23 protein-coding genes are annotated in these 21311 nt (G+C 61.1%); 9 read left to right on the forward strand and 14 right to left on the reverse strand.

The window, feature by feature from the left end; genetic code table 11:
- Positions 1–36: 36 nt before the first annotated feature.
- From C8D04_RS04780 to lptF, 3 genes are read right to left on the reverse strand one after another with little or no spacing between them, the layout of a single operon-like run.
- A complete protein-coding gene (locus C8D04_RS04780) occupies positions 37–426 on the reverse strand; it encodes a CbiX/SirB N-terminal domain-containing protein (protein WP_116003828.1) in 390 nt (129 codons plus the stop codon).
- A gap of 11 nt (positions 427–437) precedes the next feature.
- Entirely contained in the window at positions 438–1544 is a 1107-nt protein-coding gene (lptG, locus tag C8D04_RS04785) for an LPS export ABC transporter permease LptG (RefSeq protein WP_116003829.1), read from the reverse strand.
- Positions 1541–2635, reverse strand: coding sequence for an LPS export ABC transporter permease LptF (gene lptF / locus C8D04_RS04790; RefSeq protein WP_116003830.1), 1095 nt, complete (start codon positions 2633–2635; stop codon positions 1541–1543). The genes lptG and lptF overlap by 4 nt, the downstream gene beginning before the upstream one ends.
- A 23-nt stretch (positions 2636–2658) precedes the next feature.
- Here lptF and C8D04_RS04795 point away from each other — a divergent pair, with 23 nt between their 5' ends.
- From C8D04_RS04795 to C8D04_RS04810, 4 genes are all read left to right on the forward strand, one after another.
- Positions 2659–4155, forward strand: coding sequence for a leucyl aminopeptidase (locus C8D04_RS04795; RefSeq protein ID WP_116003831.1), 1497 nt, complete (start codon positions 2659–2661; stop codon positions 4153–4155).
- A 6-nt stretch (positions 4156–4161) separates the two neighbouring features.
- The gene (locus C8D04_RS04800; RefSeq protein WP_116003832.1) at positions 4162–4596 is read left to right on the forward strand and encodes a DNA polymerase III subunit chi; all 435 of its coding nucleotides are present in this window, start codon (positions 4162–4164) and stop codon (positions 4594–4596) included.
- Between the two features lie 446 nt (positions 4597–5042).
- Positions 5043–5228 (forward strand): hypothetical protein, encoded by a 186-nt coding sequence (locus C8D04_RS04805; protein ID WP_233521110.1) that lies wholly within the window; start codon positions 5043–5045, stop codon positions 5226–5228.
- Positions 5229–5358: 130 nt separating this feature from the next.
- A complete protein-coding gene (locus C8D04_RS04810; RefSeq protein WP_116003833.1) occupies positions 5359–6489 on the forward strand; it encodes a branched-chain amino acid ABC transporter substrate-binding protein in 1131 nt (376 codons plus the stop codon).
- 72 nt (positions 6490–6561) lie between these two features.
- Here C8D04_RS04810 and C8D04_RS04815 read toward each other — a convergent pair whose 3' ends face one another.
- The 3 genes from C8D04_RS04815 to lexA form a co-directional block, all read right to left on the reverse strand.
- Positions 6562–7569, reverse strand: a complete 1008-nt coding sequence (locus C8D04_RS04815) for a D-2-hydroxyacid dehydrogenase family protein (protein WP_116003834.1) — start codon at positions 7567–7569, stop codon at positions 6562–6564.
- 94 nt (positions 7570–7663) lie between these two features.
- Positions 7664–8068 (reverse strand): hypothetical protein, encoded by a 405-nt coding sequence (locus C8D04_RS04820; RefSeq protein WP_116003835.1) that lies wholly within the window; start codon positions 8066–8068, stop codon positions 7664–7666.
- A 124-nt stretch (positions 8069–8192) separates the two neighbouring features.
- On the reverse strand, positions 8193–8867 hold the full coding sequence (gene lexA, locus C8D04_RS04825; RefSeq protein WP_116003836.1) for a transcriptional repressor LexA: 675 nt from the start codon (positions 8865–8867) through the stop codon (positions 8193–8195).
- A gap of 82 nt (positions 8868–8949) precedes the next feature.
- Between lexA and C8D04_RS04830 the strand changes: the two genes are divergently transcribed.
- Complete coding sequence (locus C8D04_RS04830) at positions 8950–9918, forward strand: asparaginase (protein ID WP_116003837.1); 969 nt, start codon at positions 8950–8952, stop codon at positions 9916–9918.
- An 88-nt stretch (positions 9919–10006) separates the two neighbouring features.
- On the opposite strand, the gene adk is transcribed toward C8D04_RS04830, so the two are convergent.
- The 6 genes from adk to C8D04_RS04860 form a co-directional block, all read right to left on the reverse strand.
- A complete protein-coding gene (gene adk, locus C8D04_RS04835; protein WP_116003838.1) occupies positions 10007–10663 on the reverse strand; it encodes an adenylate kinase in 657 nt (218 codons plus the stop codon).
- A gap of 159 nt (positions 10664–10822) precedes the next feature.
- Positions 10823–11623 carry a 3-deoxy-manno-octulosonate cytidylyltransferase gene (gene kdsB, locus C8D04_RS04840; RefSeq protein ID WP_116003839.1) on the reverse strand — a complete coding sequence of 267 codons (801 nt, stop codon included), beginning with the start codon at positions 11621–11623 and terminating at the stop codon, positions 10823–10825.
- Positions 11620–11802: a Trm112 family protein gene (locus C8D04_RS04845; protein ID WP_116003840.1), complete on the reverse strand. Its 183-nt coding sequence runs from the start codon at positions 11800–11802 to the stop codon at positions 11620–11622. Before C8D04_RS04845 ends, kdsB begins: the two co-directional genes overlap by 4 nt.
- A 25-nt stretch (positions 11803–11827) precedes the next feature.
- On the reverse strand, positions 11828–12871 hold the full coding sequence (lpxK, locus tag C8D04_RS04850) for a tetraacyldisaccharide 4'-kinase (RefSeq protein ID WP_116003841.1): 1044 nt from the start codon (positions 12869–12871) through the stop codon (positions 11828–11830).
- A gap of 18 nt (positions 12872–12889) precedes the next feature.
- Positions 12890–13324, reverse strand: a complete 435-nt coding sequence (locus tag C8D04_RS04855) for a biopolymer transporter ExbD (protein ID WP_116003842.1) — start codon at positions 13322–13324, stop codon at positions 12890–12892.
- Positions 13325–13343: 19 nt separating this feature from the next.
- Positions 13344–13976: a MotA/TolQ/ExbB proton channel family protein gene (locus C8D04_RS04860; protein WP_116003843.1), complete on the reverse strand. Its 633-nt coding sequence runs from the start codon at positions 13974–13976 to the stop codon at positions 13344–13346.
- Positions 13977–14327: 351 nt separating this feature from the next.
- Here C8D04_RS04860 and xseA point away from each other — a divergent pair, with 351 nt between their 5' ends.
- The 3 genes from xseA (at position 14328) to C8D04_RS04875 (ending at position 18899) form a co-directional block, all read left to right on the forward strand.
- Positions 14328–15653, forward strand: coding sequence for an exodeoxyribonuclease VII large subunit (xseA, locus tag C8D04_RS04865; RefSeq protein ID WP_116003844.1), 1326 nt, complete (start codon positions 14328–14330; stop codon positions 15651–15653).
- A gap of 137 nt (positions 15654–15790) precedes the next feature.
- Positions 15791–16372: a Fe-Mn family superoxide dismutase gene (locus C8D04_RS04870; RefSeq protein WP_116006020.1), complete on the forward strand. Its 582-nt coding sequence runs from the start codon at positions 15791–15793 to the stop codon at positions 16370–16372.
- Between the two features lie 289 nt (positions 16373–16661).
- Positions 16662–18899 carry an NADP-dependent isocitrate dehydrogenase gene (locus C8D04_RS04875; RefSeq protein WP_116003845.1) on the forward strand — a complete coding sequence of 746 codons (2238 nt, stop codon included), beginning with the start codon at positions 16662–16664 and terminating at the stop codon, positions 18897–18899.
- Between the two features lie 134 nt (positions 18900–19033).
- On the opposite strand, the gene C8D04_RS04880 is transcribed toward C8D04_RS04875, so the two are convergent.
- Positions 19034–19504: a DUF192 domain-containing protein gene (locus tag C8D04_RS04880; protein WP_116003846.1), complete on the reverse strand. Its 471-nt coding sequence runs from the start codon at positions 19502–19504 to the stop codon at positions 19034–19036.
- Between the two features lie 114 nt (positions 19505–19618).
- Complete coding sequence (locus C8D04_RS04885; RefSeq protein WP_116003847.1) at positions 19619–19831, reverse strand: hypothetical protein; 213 nt, start codon at positions 19829–19831, stop codon at positions 19619–19621.
- Between the two features lie 189 nt (positions 19832–20020).
- Here C8D04_RS04885 and icd point away from each other — a divergent pair, with 189 nt between their 5' ends.
- A complete protein-coding gene (gene icd / locus C8D04_RS04890) occupies positions 20021–21280 on the forward strand; it encodes an NADP-dependent isocitrate dehydrogenase (protein ID WP_116003848.1) in 1260 nt (419 codons plus the stop codon).
- Positions 21281–21311 lie beyond the last annotated feature (31 nt).

The raw sequence follows: 21311 nt of genomic DNA on the forward strand, positions 1-21311 counted from the left end.
TGAATACGGCTAAAAAGTCGCATCATTATGCTGCATTTATCTAACGATGGTCTCTTCGCCGCAGGCAATGGAAGCCATCAGCGCTGTCATGCGCGGGTCTTCGCCAATGGCAGTCTGGGTGTTGAAACGCACTTGTGGGTGGCGCACGCGCAAATCCTCCAGCAGCACAGGCAGGTCTTCGCGGGCATGCTTGCCGGTGCCCAGGAACATGGGAACGATGGTGATGGAATGGGTACCTATGTCGATCAGTTCCTGCACGGCCTGCCCTAGATCGGGGGTGGAAAGCTCCAGATAGGCACACCGCACTGGCATCTGCGGATTGTGGGCCTGGATATAGGTTTGCACGGCCTCGATGGGCGCACGCCAAAGGGGGTCGCGCGAGCCGTGGGCAAACAGCACGATGCCGATGAGAGGGAGTGTGGTCATGGTGGGAGAAGTCAGCGCCTGAGAACCAGCCAGCCAAATGCAGCCAGCGAGAGCAAGGAATAGATAATGCCTGGAGCCGCTGCGGTGAGCCAGGGCGACCAGTTTTGCAGATTGCCGGCAAAACCGAACAGGTTGTTGAGCAAGAAGAAACTGATCCCGGCCATCACGCCACCAAAGACATAACCTGCCGTTGAACCTGCACGGAAATGCAGGTAGGCAAAGGGCAGGGCCAGCACCACCATCACCAGGCAGCTCAGGGGATAGAACACCTTGCGCCAGAATTCGATCTCGTAGCGCTGGGCCGACTGCCCGTTGGCCTGCAGGTGGCGGATGTACTGGAACAGGTCTAGCGTGGCCATGCGGTCCGGTTTGAGCACTGCAGCAGCCACCATATCGGCACTGATTTGCGTAGGCCAGCGCATGCTGGGTTCATTCTGGTATTGCACACGCGCTTCGTCTCCAGAGAGCAGTTGGAAGGCGCTGCGCTGAACCTGGTTCAGTGTCCAGGCATCATCGTCCTGGAACTGCGCAGAAACCGCATGGGTTTTGGACGCAAGACGTCCCTGGGCATCGAACTCGAAAATACGCACATCGTGCATGCTGCCGTCGGGGTTGATGGAGCGCACGTTGACGGCAAACGAATTTCCATCCTGGCGTTCCTTGAGCCAGGCCCCCGTGGCGCCCGTGGTCAACCGGCCCCATTGACTGGCTTTCACCAGTTGTGCAGCTCTGTCGCTCAGTGGCGCCAGATAGTCGCCCACCCCAAACGTGATCAGCACAAATATCCCGCCCAGTGCCAGCAAGGTGCGCAGCGCACGCCCCGGGCCCAGGCCGCTGGTGCGCATGATGGTGAATTCAGAACTTTGCGCGAGTCGCGCCATGACAAAGATGGTTCCGATCAGTACGGTGATGGGCAGCAGCTCGTAGAGGTGGCTTGGAATGCTCAACGCCACGAAGAGCACTGCGTGCGAGACTTCGTAACCCCCGTTAGGGCCGCGTCCTACCCAGCGCAGTTCGTCTACCAGGTCGAAAAAAAAGAAGAGCGCCAGAAACCCCAGCGTGACAAAGGCCACGGCGGTGATGATTTCCCGATGCACCAGCTTGCGTATGGTTTTCATGCTGTGCCCTCGCGTTGCCATAGCCTGCGCGGTGTCCACTGGTGGTGGCGCGCCCCCAGCAGCAGCAATGCCAGAGCCATGGTTCCGCCATGCAGCAATGCCACGTAGCTTGTCAGCCCGATTTTTTCGGCGCCGACCCAGCTTTGGCCCAGAGTCATGAAGTTGTAATACACGATGAAAGCAAACAGAGCAAACATGAGGTTTCCGCTGCGGCTCGCACGTGGGTTCACGCTGGACAGAGCCAGTGCCATCAGCACCAGATTGAGAGCGGCAAATGCCAGTCCCAGGCGCCATCCCAGTTCTGCCTTGTAGATGGGGAGCGGTTGCTCCAGCAGTTGCAGGGTGTTGCGTGTCTTGATGGACCCTTCACTGGGGCCGCTGGGGGAGGCTTCGCCAATGCGGGTGCTGTATTCGGCGAATTCGCTGATCTTGAGACCGGGCTTGTCGGTGGAGGACTCCATCCGCTGGCCCTGCGACAACACAACCATGCGTTCGCCGTTGCGCACTTCCAGTCTGGCGCTGCGTGCCGATGTCACCGTTTCGCGGTTTTTTTCTGCCGTGGCAATGAAAACATTGCTGGCAGATTCCGGGTCCTGGCTTTCCTTGTCAATGAAGAAAACGCGGGTGCCGTTGGCGGACTCCTGGAACTCACCGGGAGCGATACGGTCGATGTCGCCGCGCTGCTCGTACTGCGTGCGCATTTCCTGGATCTGCTGGTTGGCCCAGGGCCATACCGCCAGAGACAGCAGCGATACCACCAGCATCACAGGCCAGGCAAAACGCAGCAGCGGGGGGAGTAGGCTTATCAAACCACGGCCACTGGCAAACCAGATGACCATCTCGCTGTCGCGGTACATCCGTGAGAGAGTGGCTACGATGGAGACGAAAAGGCTCAGGCTCAGGATGGTGGGCAACTGGCCAAGCACGGTAAAGCCCATCACCAGCATCACGTCGGAAGGGCTGACGCTGCCGCGTGCGGCCTGACCCAGGGTGCGGATCAACATCATGGTCATGACCACGGTAATCAGTACGACCACGGTCGCGCCGAAGCTGCGGGCCAGTTCCTTGCGGATGGATGAATCGAATAACATTGGCACGACAGAAAAGGCTGATTATGAACTTTGATCTGAAGACCCTGAACCTCGCTGGCGCAGTTGCTGAAAAGTGTGATCTGTTGGTGCTGCTGGTGCCAGAAGCATTCGTTCCGGGAGCGGATGCGCTCTCTGACTTGGTCACGCAGGCCTTCAAAGCCAAAGACCTCGACGCCAAGCCTGGAAAACACTTGCAGATGTACCAGCCACAAGGGGTTGCGGCCCGCCGTGTGGTGCTGGCGGGTATCGGCCAGGGCGATGCGCGCGCGGTGCGACAAGCCATGGCGGCCATCGCTTCCGTGTTTCGGCAAGCGGCTGTCAAGCGTGCCGTTGTCTGTTTTGCGGCGTTGGCATCGCCTGCCGCCGTTGCAGCCGCTGTGCAAGGTGCGGCACAGGTCAGCTATGTCTATACCACGACCAAGCCCAAGGCAGAGGCTCGCAGCCTGGTCCGCGTGGTGATCGCAGTGGCCAACGCAAATGCCGTGAACGATGCCTTCGAGCACAGCGCGGCGGTGGTGACAGGGGTGGAATTTGCGCGTGAATGGGGCAACCGCCCCGCCAACCATGCCACGCCCGCCTTGCTGGCCGGAGCCGCCAAGGCCTTGGCCAAGCATCCAGGCATCCAGTGCAAGGTCATGGGGCCTCCAGAAGTGGCACGGCTGGGCATGGGCGCTTTCATGGCGGTGGCCCAAGGGTCGCACGAGCCCTTGCGCCTGATCGAGTTGCGCTACAGCGGGGCTGCCAAAACGCAGGCACCCGTGGTGCTGGTGGGCAAGGGCATTACCTTTGATACGGGCGGCATCTCCATCAAGCCAGCGCCCGAAATGGATGAAATGAAGTTCGACATGTGCGGTGCGGCCAGCGTGCTGGGTGTTTTCCGTGCGCTGGCCGAGCTGCAGCCCTCCATCAACGTCGTGGGCCTGATCCCTGCCTGCGAGAACATGCCCGATGGCCGTGCCATCAAGCCGGGCGATGTGGTCACCAGCATGAGCGGCCAGACCATTGAAATCCTGAACACTGACGCCGAGGGGCGTCTGGTGCTGTGCGATGCGTTGACCTACGCTGCGCGTTTCAAACCTGCGGCGGTGGTCGATATTGCAACCTTGACGGGTGCCTGTGTGATCGCACTGGGCGGCGTGCGCACCGGTATGTTTGCCTCGGATGATGCCCTGGCCAATGCCTTGCTGGCGGCGGGGGAGGCCAGCGACGACCTGTGCTGGCGCATGCCGCTGGACGATGACTATGCCGAAGGTTTGAAGACCAACTTCGCCGACGTCGCCAATGTGGCTGGTCGGCCTGGGGGCGCCATCTCGGCGGCCAAGTTCCTGCAGCGCTTTGTGGAGGGTGTTCCCTGGGCGCATCTGGACATTGCCGGAACGGCTTGGAAGGGTGGGGCCGCCAAGGGCGCCACGGGCCGACCTGTGGGCTTGCTAGTGCATTACCTGCTGGGCACGGCGACAGCGCCTGTCAGTGCAAAACCCAAAGCACGCCCACGCAAGGGGCCCGCGCGGGGTGCCTGAGAGGCCATGACAGACATTGAATTCCATTTCAATGCGCCAGACAAGCTGGTGCATGCGTGTCGCTATGCCCGCAAGCTCCTTAAAAACGACAGGCGCCTGGTCATCACGGGCCCCGAGCATGTGCTGGAAGATGTCGATGCTCTGTTGTGGAACATGTCGGCACACGACTTTGTGGCCCACTGCCGCGGCGATAGCGATCCACAACTGTTGGATGCATCGCCCATTGTGCTGACATCGGACCCTAGCCAGTCTCCCCACCGTGATGTGCTGCTGAACCTGGGGGATACGCTTCCTCTGGCGTTTGAACGGTATAGCAAGCTGGTTGAGGTGGTCAGCGCCCATGATGAACCAGACCGCGCGCATGCGCGCATGCGCTGGCGCCACTATACCCAGCAGGGCTATGGCCTGGTCCGCCATGATCTGGTGCAGAAAGCTGATTGATGTCGACCCTTCCACCCAGAACGCCGCCTCGGTTCGTGCCCACCTTGACCGAGGTCGTGCAACCCGGACCGATCGACACAAAGCCGGAATCTGCGGCTGTGCGCCCTGCGCAGACAGTCGGTGCATTGGCAAGTTCTGTTCGTCCATCCGTTCCGCCCGGCATTCCTGCCGCCGCGGTGGCGCTTCAGAAATCAGGCGTTTTGCCCGCTGTGCCACTGCCTCCACCGGCTGCAGCCGTTCGTGCTACCCCTGCAGTAGTACCGCCGCCCGCACCGCACTATGCTGCCTCACCAGTGCCGCCTCCACAGGATATTGCTGGTTCCGTACCTGCAAGGGAGCTCCAAAAAACGTCTCCTGTCGTGCAAGAAGCAGGGGGCGGGTCTGCGACAGCCCGGCCGGCTCGTGTGTTGGCGGATGGGTTTGAAGAGATGATGGTGCACCGCGTCATGCAACGTGTCGATGTGATGCTGGAGCAGCGTCTGCGCGACGCGATTGCCTTGGTGGTGCAGGAGCAGACGCGCTCCGTACTGCCGCGTCTTCGTGAAGAAATCGAGTCGGTCGTGCGCCACTCTGTTTACGAGGCGGTAGCCGACGAACTGGCCAGCGGATCACCAACCACTGCGCTGCGTTGACAGGGTTTTCGATGATTAATTCTTCTGCATTTCATCGTGTTCCCTAATGCCTTGTGGCGTAAATTGCGGTATGTTCCCCTGCGTTGAGAAACAAGAATAATCTCAGCGTTTATCTTTACTGGAGATTCCTATGCAATTGAAGTTGAAACTGACCGTAGTTGCTGCTATCGCGGCTGTCACCGGATTGGCCTCTGCACAAGAACAGGTGGTCAAGATCGGTCACGTGGCACCGGTTTCCGGCGCCCAAGCCCACTACGGCAAGGACAACGAAAACGGCGCGCGCATGGCTATTGAAGACATCAATGCCAAGGGCGTCACGATCGGTGGCAAGAAGATCAAGTTTGAACTGCAGGCCGAAGACGACGCAGCTGACCCCAAGCAGGGCACCGCTGCTGCGCAGAAGCTGTGCGACTCCAAGGTCGTTGGCGTGGTGGGCCACCTGAACTCGGGTACTACCATTCCTGCATCCAAGGTCTATAACGATTGCGGTATTCCCATGGTCACGGGCGCTGCAACCAACCCCACCCTGACGAAGCCTGGCTACAAGACCACGTTCCGCATCATCTCCAATGACAACGCCCTGGGCGCTGGACTGGCAGCTTATGCCCATGACGTGCTCAAGCTGAAGACGGTTGCCATCGTCGATGACCGTACCGCTTACGGCCAAGGCGTGGCCAATGTGTTCAAGAAAGTGGCTGCTGAATTGGGCATGAAGGTTGTCGATGAGCAATTCACCACCGACAAGGCCACCGACTTCATGGCGATTCTGACGGCCATCAAGGCCAAGAATCCCGATGGCATCTTCTTCGGCGGCATGGACCCCCAGGCTGGCCCTATGCTGCGCCAGATGGAGCAGTTGGGCATGGCCAACACGAAGTATTTCGGTGGTGACGGTGTGTGCACTTCAGAAATCGCCAAGTTGGCTGCAGGCGCTAAAACCCTGACCAACGTGATTTGCGCTGAAGGCGGCGCATCGTTGGCCAAGATGCCTGGCGGTGTAGAGTGGAAGAAGCGCTACGATGCCAAGTACCCAGGTCAGTTCCAGGTTTACAGCCCCTACACCTACGATGCCACCACGCTGCTGGTTGACGCTATGAAACGCGCCGACTCTGTGGATCCCAAGGTTTACACGCCTGAACTTGCGAAGTCCAATTTTAAGGGCGTGACCGCCAATATTGCCTTTGAATCCAATGGCGAAATGAAGAACCCTGCCATCACGCTGTACAAGTATGTTGACGGCAAGAAGACTGCATTGAACTGATCCGTGGTCAGGTTTGCGCTGGTTTAGGCCAGTGCACGCAAAAAAGGCTTCCTTTGGGAAGCCTTTTTTATTTCAGCGCCTGACCTGTAGTGCGCCAGGGTTCACGATATTTGTGGGTGTACCTTTAATGAAATTCACCACGTTATCGAAAGCTGCACCGAAATACAGCTCATAGCTCTCCTGCTCGACATACCCAATATGCGGTGTGCAGATGCAGTTCTCCAGGCGCAGCAAGGCATGGCCTTGCAAAATAGGCTCGCTCTCGAAAACATCGACCGCAGCCATACCGGGGCGCCCACGGTTGAGTGCGGCGATCAGGGCATCGGGTTCGATGAGTTCGGCGCGCGACGTATTGACCAGCAGGGACGTGGGCTTCATACACGAGAGGGTTTCCAGTGTAACGACTCCCCGGGTTTCATCGGTCAGGCGCAAGTGCAATGAAATCACGTCGCATTGCGCAAAAAATTCGTGACAGGTGGAAGCGACCTGGTACCCATCCGTCAGTGCCTGGACGCGCGATCCATCGCTTCCCCAGATGCGCACATTCATACCAAAAGCCTTGCCGTAACTGGCGACGAGCTGGCCGATGCGGCCATATCCCCAGATGCCCAAAGTTTTGCCGCGCAATACGTTGCCAACACCGAAATTGGGTGGCATTCCTGCCGCCTTCAGGCCCGATTGCTGCCAGGCTCCATGTTTGAGGTTGGCTATGTACTGGGGAAGCCGCCGCATGGCCGCCATGGTGAGTGCCCAGGTCAGTTCAGCAGGCGCCACCGGGGAACCCACACCCTCGGCCACGGCAATGCCGCGTTCGGTGCAGGCGCCCACATCGATATGGCTGCCGACCTTGCCAGTCTGAGCGATCAGTTTCAGACGGGGGAGTTTCTCGATCAACTGTCGTGAAATATGCGTGCGCTCACGCACCAGCACGATCACGTCGGCATCTTTCAAGCGCACCGACAGCTGCCCCAAGCCTTTGACGGTATTGGTATAGACCTTGGCGGAATAAGCGTCCAAGCGTGTGGCGCAGTGGAGCTTGCGCACGGCATCCTGGTAATCATCGAGGATCACGATATTCATCCCGCCATTGTGCCTTGGCTCCATGGCGGTTCGCCGGCAACAACACGTAAGGCTGCTCCGGGGTCAAAGCACGCGGAGCAGGAATGGGCGGGCGTTAGTGCTGGTTCTCGCTGGCGGCCAGTCGGTCAAGTTCAGCGCATACATCGGCCATACGCCCGGAAATTGCCATGCGCCCGCAGGCGCTGGTGTGGCTGCGCAGCACGCGCAAGGGCGCATGGGCGTCGCTGGTGCGAGGCAGGGGGCGCAGAGGGCGTGCTGAGGGTTTGTGGGCCTTGCGCACTGCGATGGTGCTGTGGCGCAAAGACTCATTCAGGCCCTGATGTTGCAGTCTGACGGGGCTTGCGGAAGTGTGCGAAGGCAGCAGTGGGTGCAGCGGTTGCTGCGCATTACTGAGCGTGGGGTTTTGCAGGCCTGGCGTGTTGCGCCGGGTACTCCACCAGCGGTGCAAGGCCGTCAAAGGATGGGTGAGGGTGGCCGCAGCCAGCAGGGCAATTCCCATGTGAAAACTCCAGAGGTCAGAGGTTGAACACAGGCAGGATTGCGAAAAATGCACCGCCAGCAGGGCTGGCAGGCATGAATGGAGGCCTGCCAAACGCCCGCCACCTGCGGCGGTGCGTACGCTGCTACATGAGCATGGTGTTGCGGATCAGGCCGACAGCGAGCCCTTCGATGGCAAAAGGCTCGCCGGGTTCGACGACGATGACTGGGTAATCGGGATTCTCTGGCAGCAATTCGATGGCGTGGGCCGTACGCCGCAGGCGCTTGACCGTGACATCGTCGCCCAAGCGGGCCACGACGATCTGGCCGTTGCGCGCCTCATGTGCAATTTTCACGGCCAGCAAGTCCCCATCCATGATGCCAATGTCGCGCATCGACATGCCGCGTACTTTGAGCAGGTAGTCAGGCTTGTGCTGGAACAGGCTGTCTTCAACACAATAGGTCTGTTCCACATGTTCCTGCGCGAGAATGGGCGAGCCAGCGGCTACCCGACCTACCAGGGGCAGCATGAGTTGTGACAGGCCGGGAATAGGCAGGCTGTATTGTGTGCCGCGAGCGGCATTGATGGAGCGCACCGTCTCGCCGCACAAGCGAATGCCGCGCGAAGTGCCGCTGACCAGTTCGATCACACCCTTGCGCGCCAAGGCCTGGAGGTGTTCTTCAGCGGCGTTGGCCGATTTGAAACCCAGTTCGGTGGCGATTTCGGCGCGTGTGGGGGGGGCGCCGGTGCGCGAAATGGCAGTTTGGATCAGATCCAGAATCTGCTGCTGGCGGGCCGTGAGTTTGGGGACGTTGAGCATGGCAGGTTCCACAAAGGACGAGAAAAAGGATTGAAACTGTTTTTTAATCCAGTAGCTGTATTTTTAACCAGTTTTTCAGGGGATGCAAGTGAGCGCAGGAAAAATCGTTGTTTTGGGCACAGGCGGAACCATCGCAGGCAAAGCGTCTGTAGCGGGTGACAACATTGGGTATGTGGCGGGACAGGTGGATGTGCAGGAACTGCTGGAGGCTGTGCCCGGACTGGTGCAGGCGGCCCAGGGGCCGCTGCAGGTGGAGCAGGTCGCGCAGATCGATAGCAAGGACATGGAGTTTTCGGTCTGGGCTGACCTCGCGATCCGGTGCCGCCGCTATCTGGCCGACGAAACGGTGCGCGCCATCGTGATCACCCACGGCACGGATACCCTGGAAGAGACGGCTTGGTTTCTGCACTCGGTGCTGGATGCCGCTAAGCCGGTGGTGCTGACCTGTGCTATGCGCCCCGCCACCGCTATGGCTCCAGACGGGCCGCAAAACCTGCTGGATGCCATGGCCGTGGCCACGGCGCCGGGAGCCTGCGGCGTACTGGCCGTGTGCGCTGGGGTGGTACATGGTGCGCGACAGGTGCGAAAAGTCCATCCCTACCGGGTGGATGCGTTTGGTTCCGACGAAACAGGCCCTCTGGGCTGGATCGAGGAAGGGCATGTGCGATGGGCACAAAATAGGCCTGTAGCGCTTATGGGATGGGCGCAATCAGCTCTTGAAAAGATAGCTAACGGTGCGCCTTGGCCGCGTGTAGAGATCGTCATGAATTACGCTGGCGCCCGTGGTGCCACGGTGGACGCTCTGGTGGGCGACGGCGTGCAGGGCTTGGTAGTCGCCGCCACTGGAAATGGCAGCCTGCACCATAACTTGCAGGCCGCGCTGGAACATGCGCAGGCCGCGGGCGTAGCCGTGCGTGTGACAACGCGCTGTACCGAGGGTCAGGTGCTGCCGCGTGCCGGGGCTTCTTTGCCACTGGGCCATGGGCTCAGTCCGGTAAAGGCCCGCGTATCTCTGATGCTGGAACTGCTCGGCGGCGGCGTTCCGGCCTGATTGCCGATGGGTTGAAGCCCAGAAACGCCAACGCCCCGCATGCGGGGCGTTGTGCTGGGGCTCGCGTGCGGGCCTACAGGAATGGCGCTCAGCCTGCCAGTGCGGCCATTGCGCGGGCGGTGATTTCTTCCACGCTGCCGGTACCGCTGATGGCGCGGTATTGGGGGGCGTTGGCGGGGTCCTGGGTCGCCCAGCCTGAGTAGTAATCGACGAGAGGGCGTGTCTGGGCGCTGTAGACCTCCAGGCGCTTCTTCACAGTTTCTTCCTTGTCGTCGTCGCGCTGGATCAGATCCTCGCCCGTTGCGTCGTCCTTGCCTGCCACCTTGGGCGGATTGAACTTGACGTGGTAGGTGCGACCGCTGCCGGGGTGCGAGCGGCGGCCACTCATGCGTTCGATGATGGCGTCAAAGGGCACATCGATCTCCAGCACGTAGTCCAGCTTGACTCCGGCTTCCTTCATGGCGTCGGCCTGCGGTATGGTGCGCGGGAAGCCATCGAACAGGAAGCCCTTGGCGCAATCAGGCTCGGCAATGCGTTCCTTGACCAGGCCGATGATGAGGTCGTCGCTGACCAGCCCACCCGACTCCATGACCGCTTTGGCCTTCAGGCCCAACGGCGTGCCCGCCTTGACGGCAGCGCGCAGCATGTCACCCGTGGAGATTTGCGGGATACCGTACTTCTGGCAGATGAAGGTGGCCTGCGTACCTTTGCCGGCGCCTGGTGCGCCCAACAGAATCAGTTTCATGGAAATCCTCTCGCTATGTGAATCTGGCTGCACAGCAGGTCGCAGGCGTGCTTACGCCCGGCCCGGATGCGGTGTTTTTTTGGAGGGCAAGGATAGCATGCGCAACTTTCGCTCTGGCTTACACACGATGGAGCGGCTGCGCGCAGGCGGCGCATGTGCTCAGCCCAGCAGTGCGCGCACCCGTGCCAGGTCTTGTGGGGTATCCACGCCCGGGCCGGGTGCTGTTGCGGTGACGTGCACGGCAATGCGGTGGCCATGCCACAGGGCGCGCAGTTGCTCCAGCGCCTCGACGGCTTCGGTGGGTGCTTGCGACAGCGTGGGAAATTGGCGCAGAAAACCTGCGCGGTAGCTGTAAATGCCGATATGGCGTAGCGGAGCAAACCCTGCCAGAGCAGTCACGTTGGGGTGTGCCTGCACGGCAGCACCTTGCCACCAGGCGGTGTCGGCATGGTCGCGTGCATACGGGATGGGCGCGCGGCTGAAGTAATGGGCCAGCCCCTGAGCGTCCAGCACAACCTTCACTGCGTTGGGATTGGTCAGGTCGGTCAAGGTTTCGATGCGATGCGCTGCCGTGCCCATGCTGGCTTGCGGGTGGGCTGCGAGCAGTGCGGCGACCGCGTTGATGAGCTGTGGGTCGATCAGAGGCTCGTCGCCCTGCACGTTGACAACCACGTCGTCGCCCTGCAAGCCCAGCAACGCGCAGGCTTCGGCCAGACGGTCGCTGCCGCTGGGATGGTCGGCGCGGGTGGCCACCGCCTCAACACCATGGCGCTGGCAGGCGTCGAGGATGCGTGCATCGTCCGCCGCTACCACCGTGCGCAGGGCCGCGCTTTGCGCCGCGCGCCGGGCCACCTGCACCACCATGGGCAACCCGCCGATCTCGGCCAGGGGCTTGTCGGGCAGGCGGCTCGATGCCATGCGTGCCGGAATCAGTACGGTGAAGCCGGCTGCAGTGTTCATTGTTCGAGTTCCTCGTCGCTCAACGTACGCGCCTCGGGTTCGAGCAGCACGGGGATGCCGTCGCGCACCGGGTAGGCCAGGCGTGCGCTGCGTGAAACCAGTTCCTGGCGTTCCCGGTCGTAGGTGAGGGGCCCCTTGGTGACGGGGCAGACCAGCAGTTCAAGTAATTTGGTGTCCATGGCGGCGCAATCGGAAGAAAGAAAATCAGGAAGGTGATGATAGCGAGCGAGCCCTGGCACGGGCTAGCAGGGCATCGAGGGCGATAAAGAAGCCGTCATCGATGGCTGTACGCAGCGGTACCGCCAGCGCATCGGGGTGGTATTGCCATAATTTAACGGCGTCTTTTTCAGTGCAAATAAGCGTGTAAGGCTTATCCTTTGGGCGGTTCCAGCTATCAAAATTAGAGTGATCTGGCAGCCCCTGCATTTGCGCCAACGGCAACCCCAGAGATTGCAGCATGGTAAAAAAATCCTGGGGCCTGGCAATGCCTGCCACGGCCAGCAGCGGCTGTTGGTGCAGGTCGGCCAGGGGGACACGCTGTCCGTCGGCACGCAGCGCAAAGTCGGCCAGTGAGCGCTGCAGTGCAAACGCTGGCGCGCCACTGTCAGCCACGGCGGACCCGGCATGCACCACCAGATCGACCGGGCGAGGCCAGGATTCGCGCAGCGGGCCTGCGGGCAAAAGGAACCCGTTGCCCGTGCCCAGGTCGTTAAAAACACAAATTTCAATGTCTCGCGCCAGCGCCAAGTGCTGCAGCCCGTCATCGCAGACGATGACATCGGTGTCCGGGTGCTGCGCCAAGATCAGCTGCACCGCAGCAATGCGCTGCGCTGCCACGGCCACGGGCACAGCACATTGGCGGGCGATCAATGCTGGTTCGTCGCCGACCTCGCGGGCGGGACTGCTGGCATATGCCATGCGGCAATCTTGCGTGCTGCGCCCGTAGCCCCGTGAGACCACGCCCGGGTGCCAGCCCTGCGCCTGCAGGTGGCGCACCACGGCCATGACCACGGGCGTCTTGCCCGCGCCGCCTGCCACCACATTGCCCACCACCACCACGGGCACGCCCGGGTGCTCGGCCCGCAGTACGCGGGCCCGGTAGAGCATGCGGCGCAGCGCCACGGCCAGGCCCATCAGCAGCGACAGGGGCCACAGCAGCCATGCGAGCCATCCACGCTGGCGCCAGGCACGCTGCAGCACCGATCCAGGCGCCAGATTAGAAGAGGGAGAGAGTGGGGGCTGCGGCATGGCAGCAGCCGCGCTGCGTCAGGGCTTGCCAGCGCCCGCGCGGGCGGACGACTGGGTCGCGAAGGTGATTTGCGTCAGGCCCACGCGGCGTGCGGCCTCCATGACCGTCACCACGGACTGGTGGGGCGCGGTGGCGTCGGCACTGATGATGACGATGCTGCCGGGTCCGGCCTTGGCGGCGCCTTGCATGGCGCTGGCCAGCACATCCACGCTTTTGCCTTCAATGCCCGTCTTGTTAACGGCATAGCGGCCATCGGCGGCCACGGCCACGATCACCTCCTTGGGGTGGTCGCGCTGCTGGTCCGCGTCGGCCACGGGCAGGGTGAGTTGCAGTTCAGTGAACTTGCTGTACGTGGTCGTCAGCATCAGAAAGATGAGGATGACCAGCAGCACGTCGATGAACGGGATCAGATTGATCTCGGGTTCTTCCTTGGCGCGGGGACGAAAGTTCATGGGCGGTAGGCCTTGGGGGTCACTTTCTGAGGCGCAGCAGGTGCCGCACGAACTGCTCGGAGGCCAACTCCAGCGTGAGCAGGTAGGCATCGACCCGGCCCCGGAAGTAGCGCCAGAAAATCAGCGATGGAATGGCCACAATCAGGCCAAACGCCGTGTTGTAGAGCGCCACCGAGATGCCATGCGCCAGCTGCGCCGGGTTGCCGCTGCCCATGCCGCCGCCTGCGCTGGCCTGGGAGCCGAAAATTTCGATCATGCCGACCACGGTGCCCAGCAGCCCCAGCAGGGGCGCAGCCGAGGCAATGGTGGCCAGGGCGCTGAGGTATTTCTCCAGGCGATGCGCAACCACCCGGCCCGAGCCTTCCATGGAGGCGCGCAGGTCCGATTCGCTGCAGCGGGGATTGCTGTTGAGGGTGCGCAGGCCGGTGGCCAACACCTCTCCGAGCGCAGAGTTTTGGGCCAGTTGGGCCACCACATCGGGTCCGGGCACGGCATGGACCGATACCGAAATGGCTTCATCCAGTAATTTTGGGGGGGCGATGCGGGCGGTTTTGAGTGATACGAAACGCTCAAAAATCAGCGCCATGGCCAGGACCGAGCAGGCAATCAAGGGCCAGATGGGCCAGCCTGCGGCTTGTATGATGGACAGCAATTATCTCTCCGCACGGGGATGGGCAAAGGGCGATTATGGCCCAGCTTTCGGCCTTTTCCTGCGGCGATGACCACCCCACTCCCCGGAATCCAGCACCCGCCCCTGTCACCCACAGTTTCTGTGGATAACTTTGTGGAAAACAGCAGGGGGGTGCCCCGGAAAATGGCGCCAAACCGTCACCGAAACAGAATGCTGAAATTTTGCGCATCAAAAAACACAACAAAAACAACGGGTTGCACGGAAACAAACGCTTTCCCCGGTGTTTTATAAGACAAAAAGTTACATTATTGCCTCCTGGCGCTCCTGTGGAGTACTGCACCGCAGCAACGCCGGAAACACGCCTGGAACCCCATGTTTGACCCCCAAAACAACGCCCTGGCGCCACGTATCTGGGAAGTTGGCGCGCTATGCCGCGCCGTGGCTGATGCTTTGCAGGCGCGCTTCAATCCGGTCGCGGTGCGCGGAGAGATCACCGGCTTTTCGCGCGCATCCAGCGGGCATTGCTACTTTTCCATCAAGGACACGCAGGGGCAGATCCGCTGCGCCATGTTCCGCAGCGCTGCCAGCCGCCTCGACTTTGTGCCGCGCGACGGTGAACTGGTCGAGTTGCGCGGGCGCCTGGGCGTGTACGAGGCGCGTGGCGACCTGCAGCTCGTTGTAGAAAGCCTGCAGCGGGCCGGCCAAGGTGCTTTGTTTGAACAGTTTTTGCGCCTGAAGGCCCGGCTGGAGGCTGAAGGCCTGTTCGACACGGCCCGCAAACGCCCGCTGCCCCTGATGCCGCGCGGCATTGGCCTGGTCACCTCGCCCGGTGCCGCAGCCTTACACGACGTGGTGACGGCGTTGCGTCGGCGGGTTCCCCATCTGCCCGTGGTGCTGGTGCCAGCACTGGTGCAGGGCGAAGGCGCGGCACCATCCTTGTGCACAGCGCTATCAAAACTGTATCTGATGGCGCAAGCTGGGCAAGCGCCAGGGGCCGATTTGGCTAAAAATCCTCCAATCGATGCGATCTTGCTGGTGCGTGGTGGTGGCTCCATCGAAGACTTGTGGGCCTTCAATGACGAGCAACTGGCCCGCACCATCGTGCAAAGCCCTGTGCCGGTGGTCAGTGGCGTGGGGCACGAAACCGACTTCACCGTGGCCGACTTCTGTGCCGATCTGCGGGCGCCCACCCCTACAGCCGCCGCCGAACTGGTGGCCCAGCCACGCGGCGTGTGGCTGGGTGCGCTGGACCTGCTGGCAACGCGGCTGGGCGACGGCGTGCAGCGCCAGATCGAGCAGCGCAGCCAGCGCCTGGACCAAGTGGCCGCACGCTTGGGCCGTCCGTCGGGCCTGGTGGTGCGCGAACAGCAACGCAGCGCCCGCCTGGCCGAGCGCATGCGCCGTGCAGTGCTATTGAAAATGCAGCTTCTCGCGCACAACCAGCAAGCGCTAGAGGCTGATTTTTTAGTAAAGATGCAGCAAAACCTGGCCGATCATCGCCAGCGCCTGGAGCGCGCTGCCTTGCGCCTGCAGTTGCTCGATCCGTACCTGGTACTGCAGCGCGGCTACGCCCTGCTCAGCGATAGCCAGGGCCACGCGGTGACCAGCGTGCAGCAAACCCAGCCCGGCGCCGCCTTGCAGGCCACGCTGGCCGATGGCGCGCTCGACCTGGTAGTGCAGCCGCCCAAGCCACGGTAGAGCAGGGCGGCCCTGCGGGGCATACGCACAGGACTGCAAGGGTTGGTGCTTCTTCCTACAATGGTCGGGTGACATCCCGCCGTCCGCGCATCGCGCGCATGGTGCCCTACAACAAAACCACCATAAGGAACACCCCCATGGAACATACCCTGCCCGCGCTGCCCTACGCCATTGATGCCCTGGCCCCGAACTACAGCCAGGAAACGCTGGAGTACCACCATGGCAAGCACCACAACGCCTATGTGGTGAACCTCAACAACCTGCAAAAGGGCACCGAATTCGAATCGATGACCCTGGAAGAAATCATCAAGAAATCCAGCGGTGGCATCTACAACAACGCAGCCCAGATCTGGAACCACACCTTCTTCTGGAACTGCATGGCTCCGAGCGGTGGCGGCGAGCCCAGCGGAGCGCTGGCTGCAGCCATCAACGCAAAATTTGGCTCCTATGCCGCTTTCAAGGAAGCCTTTGTCAAGAGCGCCGTGGGCAACTTCGGCTCCGGCTGGACCTGGCTGGTGAAGAAGGCGGACGGTAGCGTGGACATCGTCAACACCGGCGCTGCCGGCACGCCGCTGACCACTGCCGACAAGGCACTGCTGACCGTAGACGTGTGGGAACACGCTTACTACATCGACTACCGCAACGCCCGCCCTAAGTTTGTCGAGACTTTCCTCGACAAGCTGGTCAACTGGAAGTTTGCCGAAGCCAACTTCGCCTGAGCGAACAGGCGCTGCGGTGGCAGCGCTTCAAACCCGAAAAAAAGGGCCCGAAGAGCGATCCTCGGGCCCTTTCTCATGGGCGCGCGAAGATGAAATTTTGTAAGTCTTATAGAAGACTTCAAAAAAAAGTCGATTCATCGTTAGAATATTTCGTATTGTGATATTTGATTGCAAAATCGTCCCCCTTGAAATTTCGCCTCAAGCACAATCCTCTGGCGTCTGACCATGCGACGCGCGCTGGGCTGCAGCCCGGCTGTGCGACCCCTGTTTTTGTTCACTGAGAGAAAAGATGAGCATCCAGCAACCCACCATCCTCTATACCTTGACCGACGAAGCACCGCGCCTGGCCACGGCGTCGTTCTTGCCCATCGTGCGCAGCTTTACCGCGCCCGCTGGCATCCATGTGGAGGAAACCGATATTTCGGTGGCAGCCCGCGTTTTGGCTTCTTTCCCTGAGCGTTTGACGGACGCTCAAAGGGTGCCCAACACCCTGGCCGAACTGGGCCAGAAAACCCTGCAGCCCGATGCCAACATCATCAAGCTGCCCAACATCAGCGCTTCGGTGGGCCAGTTGATTGCCTGCATCAAAGAGCTGCAGGGCAAGGGCTATGCCATTCCCGACTATCCTGAAGACCCCAAGAGCGACGAAGAAAAAGAGGTGCGTGCGCGCTATGCCAAGTGCATTGGCAGCGCCGTGAACCCGGTGCTGCGCGAGGGCAATTCGGACCGCCGTGCACCCCGTGCCGTCAAGGAATACGCACGCAAAAATCCGCATTCAATGGCCGACTGGAGCCAGGCATCGCGCTCGCATGTCTCGCACATGCACCACGGTGACTTCTATGCCGGCGAGAAATCGATGACGCTGGATGCCGCCTGCGACGTGAAGATGGAGCTCACGACCAAAAGCGGTCAGACCATTGTGCTCAAGCCCAAGGTGTCGCTCAAGGCGGGCGAAGTCATCGACAGCATGTTCATGAGCAAAAAAGCGCTGGTCGAGTTTTACGAAAACGAGATTCAAGACGCCTTCAAGACGGGCGTGATGTTCTCGCTGCACGTCAAGGCCACGATGATGAAGGTCTCGCACCCCATCGTCTTCGGCCACTGCGTGAAAATTTTCTACAAAGACGCCTTTGCCAAGCACGGCAAGCTGTTCGAAGAATTGGGTGTTAACGTCAATAACGGCATGGCAAACCTGTACGAAAAGGTCGCCACGCTGCCCACCGCCCAGCGCGAAGAGGTCCTCAAGGACCTGCACGCCTGCCACGAAGGCCGCCCCGAGCTGGCCATGGTCGATTCGGCCAAGGGCATCACCAACTTCCACTCGCCCAACGACATCATCGTGGACGCCTCCATGCCCGCCATGATCCGCAATGGCGGCAAGATGTGGGGCGCAGACGGCCGCCTGAAAGACGTCAAGGCCGTGATGCCTGAATCAACGTTTGCCCGCATTTACCAGGAGATGATCAACTTCTGCAAATGGCACGGCAACTTCGACCCGCGCACCATGGGCACTGTGCCCAACGTTGGTTTGATGGCGCAGCAGGCCGAGGAATATGGCTCGCACGACAAGACCTTCGAGATCCAGGAGGACGGCGTCGCCAACATCATCGATCTGGCCACGGGCAAAGTGCTGCTTTCGCAGAACGTGGAACAGGGCGATATCTGGCGCATGTGCCAGGTCAAGGACGCACCGATCCGCGACTGGGTCAAGCTGGCCGTTACGCGCGCGCGCAACTCGGGCATGCCGGCGGTGTTCTGGCTCGATCCGTACCGCCCGCACGAGGCCGAATTGATCAAGAAGGTCGAGGCCTATCTGAAAGACCACGACACCACGGGCCTGGACATCCAGATCATGAGCCAGGTGCGCGCCATGCGTTACACGCTCGAGCGCGTGATCCGCGGCCTGGACACCATCTCGGTGACCGGCAACATCCTGCGCGACTACCTGACCGACCTGTTTCCCATCATGGAGCTGGGCACCAGCGCCAAGATGCTGTCTATCGTGCCGTTGATGGCGGGCGGCGGCATGTACGAGACCGGTGCGGGCGGCTCGGCGCCCAAGCATGTGCAGCAGTTGGTCGAAGAAAACCACCTGCGCTGGGATTCGCTGGGCGAGTTTCTGGCGCTGGCCGTATCGCTCGAAGACCTCGGCCTCAAGACCGGCAACGCACAGGCCAAAATCCTGGCGCAGACGCTTGATGCCGCCACCGGCAAGCTGCTGGAAAACAACAAAAACCCGTCTCCCAAGACCGGGCAGCTCGACAACCGTGGCAGCCAGTTTTATCTGGCCCTGTACTGGGCGCAAGCCTTGGCGGAACAAACCGACGACGCTGCATTGGCCGCCAAGTTTGCCCCGCTGGCTGCCAAGCTGGCCGCAGGCGAGCAGGCCATCGTGGCTGAGCTCGCCGCAGTGCAGGGCAAGGCCGTGGATATTGGCGGTTACTACCAGCCTGACCTGGACAAGCTCAACGCCATCATGCGCCCGAGCGCAACGCTCAACGCAGCCCTGGCCACCATGCAAAGCTGATCTCTGCGGCTGCATTTTTGCCAGATCGGGGCCTGCGCCCCCGGGTTGGGCAACAAGCGCAGCGCAAAAGGCCGGTCCACCCACGCGGGTAGACCGGCCTTTTTTGTGAGAGCGATCAGATGGGCAGGGCGCGGTCAGCGGTTCGCAGAGAAAGGCGTGCCGACCAGTTTGCTACCCGCCTTGATCGACTTCTTGGCAAACCAGCCCTGGTTCATCTCCAGCACAAAGCGAACGGGCTTGTCGGAGCAATGCGAATCGGTGGTTTCGGGTTTCATGTCGGCCAGGTTCACGATGGTGCCGTCATCGGCCACAAAAGCCGCTGTCAGCGCAAGCAAGGTGTTTTTCATCCAGAAGCACTGAATGCCCGGTTGATTGAACACAAACAACATGCCCTCATGCTGCGGCATCTCCCTGCGATGCATCAGGCCGATCTGGCGCTCCTGGGGGCTGAGGGCCAGCTGCGCATCGATGCGGTGCATACCCGCGGTGAGCTGCACGCGCTGCAGGTTCAACTGTGGCTCTTGCGCCTGGGCCAGCGCGCCTGTCAACGCCAGCGCCCCCGTGCACACCAGCGCAGCAAAACGGGACAGGGAAATGGTTGTCATGGGAGGTCTACCTTCAACAGAAAAAGTCCATCGCAGGCACAAAAAAGCCCGCGGATGCGGGCAATTTTGTCGCAAATGGGAAGAAGGCACAGGGCCTGCTCCCACTTTGCTGCGTCAGACAGCCTTGGCAGCCGACTTGTGGGCCTTTTTCTTTGCCACTTTTTTGTGGGCTTTCTTGGCGGTCATCTTGGTTGCTGCAGGTGCTGGTGCAGCTGCCGCCGCTGCTTCGGGAGCTGCAGCAGGGGCTGCGGTGGCAGCGGGAGCCTGCTGTGCAAACGCACCTGCGGCAAACAGACCGGCGATCAGGGCAGTGAGAAGCTTGTTCATAGAAACCTTTGACGTGCAAATGAAGAGTTTGATGCGTCGCAAAAAGACTGCGAAGCTTATTCACAACGCCCGCCAAACCGTGGCGTTGACAGGGTTTACCGGTTTTTTTGTCGATAGAATCAACCGGTTTAGAGAGTTTTGCCTAACCCGCTGAAGACCCTTCAGCATTCCATCGGAGACCTCACGTCCATGACCAGCTACCAGCACATCAAGGTGCCTGCCGAAGGCACGAAAATCACCGTCAATGCCGACATGTCGCTGAATGTGCCGGACCAGCCGATCATTCCCTTCATCGAAGGCGACGGCACGGGCGGCGACATCACCCCGGTGATGCTCAAGGTGGTGGATGCAGCCGTGGCCAAGGCCTACGGCGGCAAAAAGAAGATCCACTGGATGGAGGTCTACGCCGGCGAGAAATCGACCAAGGTCTACGGCCCCGACGTCTGGCTGCCCGAGGAAACGCTCGCCGCCGTCAAGGACTACGTCGTCTCCATCAAGGGCCCGCTCACCACGCCCGTGGGCGGGGGCATCCGCTCGCTGAACGTGGCCCTGCGCCAGGAGCTCGACCTCTACGTCTGCCTGCGCCCCATCCAGTACTTCGACGGCGTGCCCTCGCCCGTGAAAGAGCCGCACAAGACCAACATGGTCATCTTCCGCGAGAACTCGGAAGACATCTACGCCGGCATCGAGTTCGAAGCCGAATCGGACAAAGCCAAGAAGCTCATCAAGATCCTGCAGGACGAATTCGGCGTCAAGAAGATCCGCTTCCCCAATACTTCTGGCATCGGCATCAAACCCGTCTCGCGCGAAGGCACCGAGCGCCTGGTGCGCAAGGCCATCCAGTACGCCATCGACAACGACAAGCCCAGCGTGACCATCGTGCACAAGGGCAACATCATGAAGTTCACCGAAGGGGGCTTCCGCGACTGGGCCTACGGCCTGGCGGCCAAGGAATTCGGCGCCGAGCTGATCGACGGCGGCCCCTGGATGAAGTTCAAGAACCCCAAGACGGGCAAGGAAATCACCATCAAGGACAGCATTGCCGACGCCTTCCTGCAGCAAATTTTGCTGCGCCCGGCCGAATACAGCGTGATCGCCACGCTCAACCTGAACGGCGACTACGTTTCCGACGCGCTGGCTGCACAAGTGGGCGGCATCGGCATTGCCCCCGGCGCCAACCTGTCGGATACCATCGCCATGTTCGAAGCCACGCACGGCACGGCGCCCAAGTACGCCGGCAAGGACTACGTGAACCCCGGCTCCGAGATCCTCTCGGCCGAAATGATGCTGCGCCACATGGGCTGGACGGAAGCGGCCGACCTCATCATCAGCTCGATGAAGAAGTCGATTGCCAGCAAGAAGGTCACCTACGATTTCGCCCGCCTGATGGACGGCGCCACGCAGGTGAGCTGCTCGGGCTTTGGCCAGGTCATGATCGACCACATGTAAGCGCGTCTCAGGGCCTCACCGGAGCGCCTTG

Origin of the sequence: Simplicispira sp. 125 (genome assembly GCF_003096555.1) — a bacterium.
Classification (GTDB): Bacteria; Pseudomonadota; Gammaproteobacteria; order Burkholderiales; family Burkholderiaceae_C; genus Simplicispira.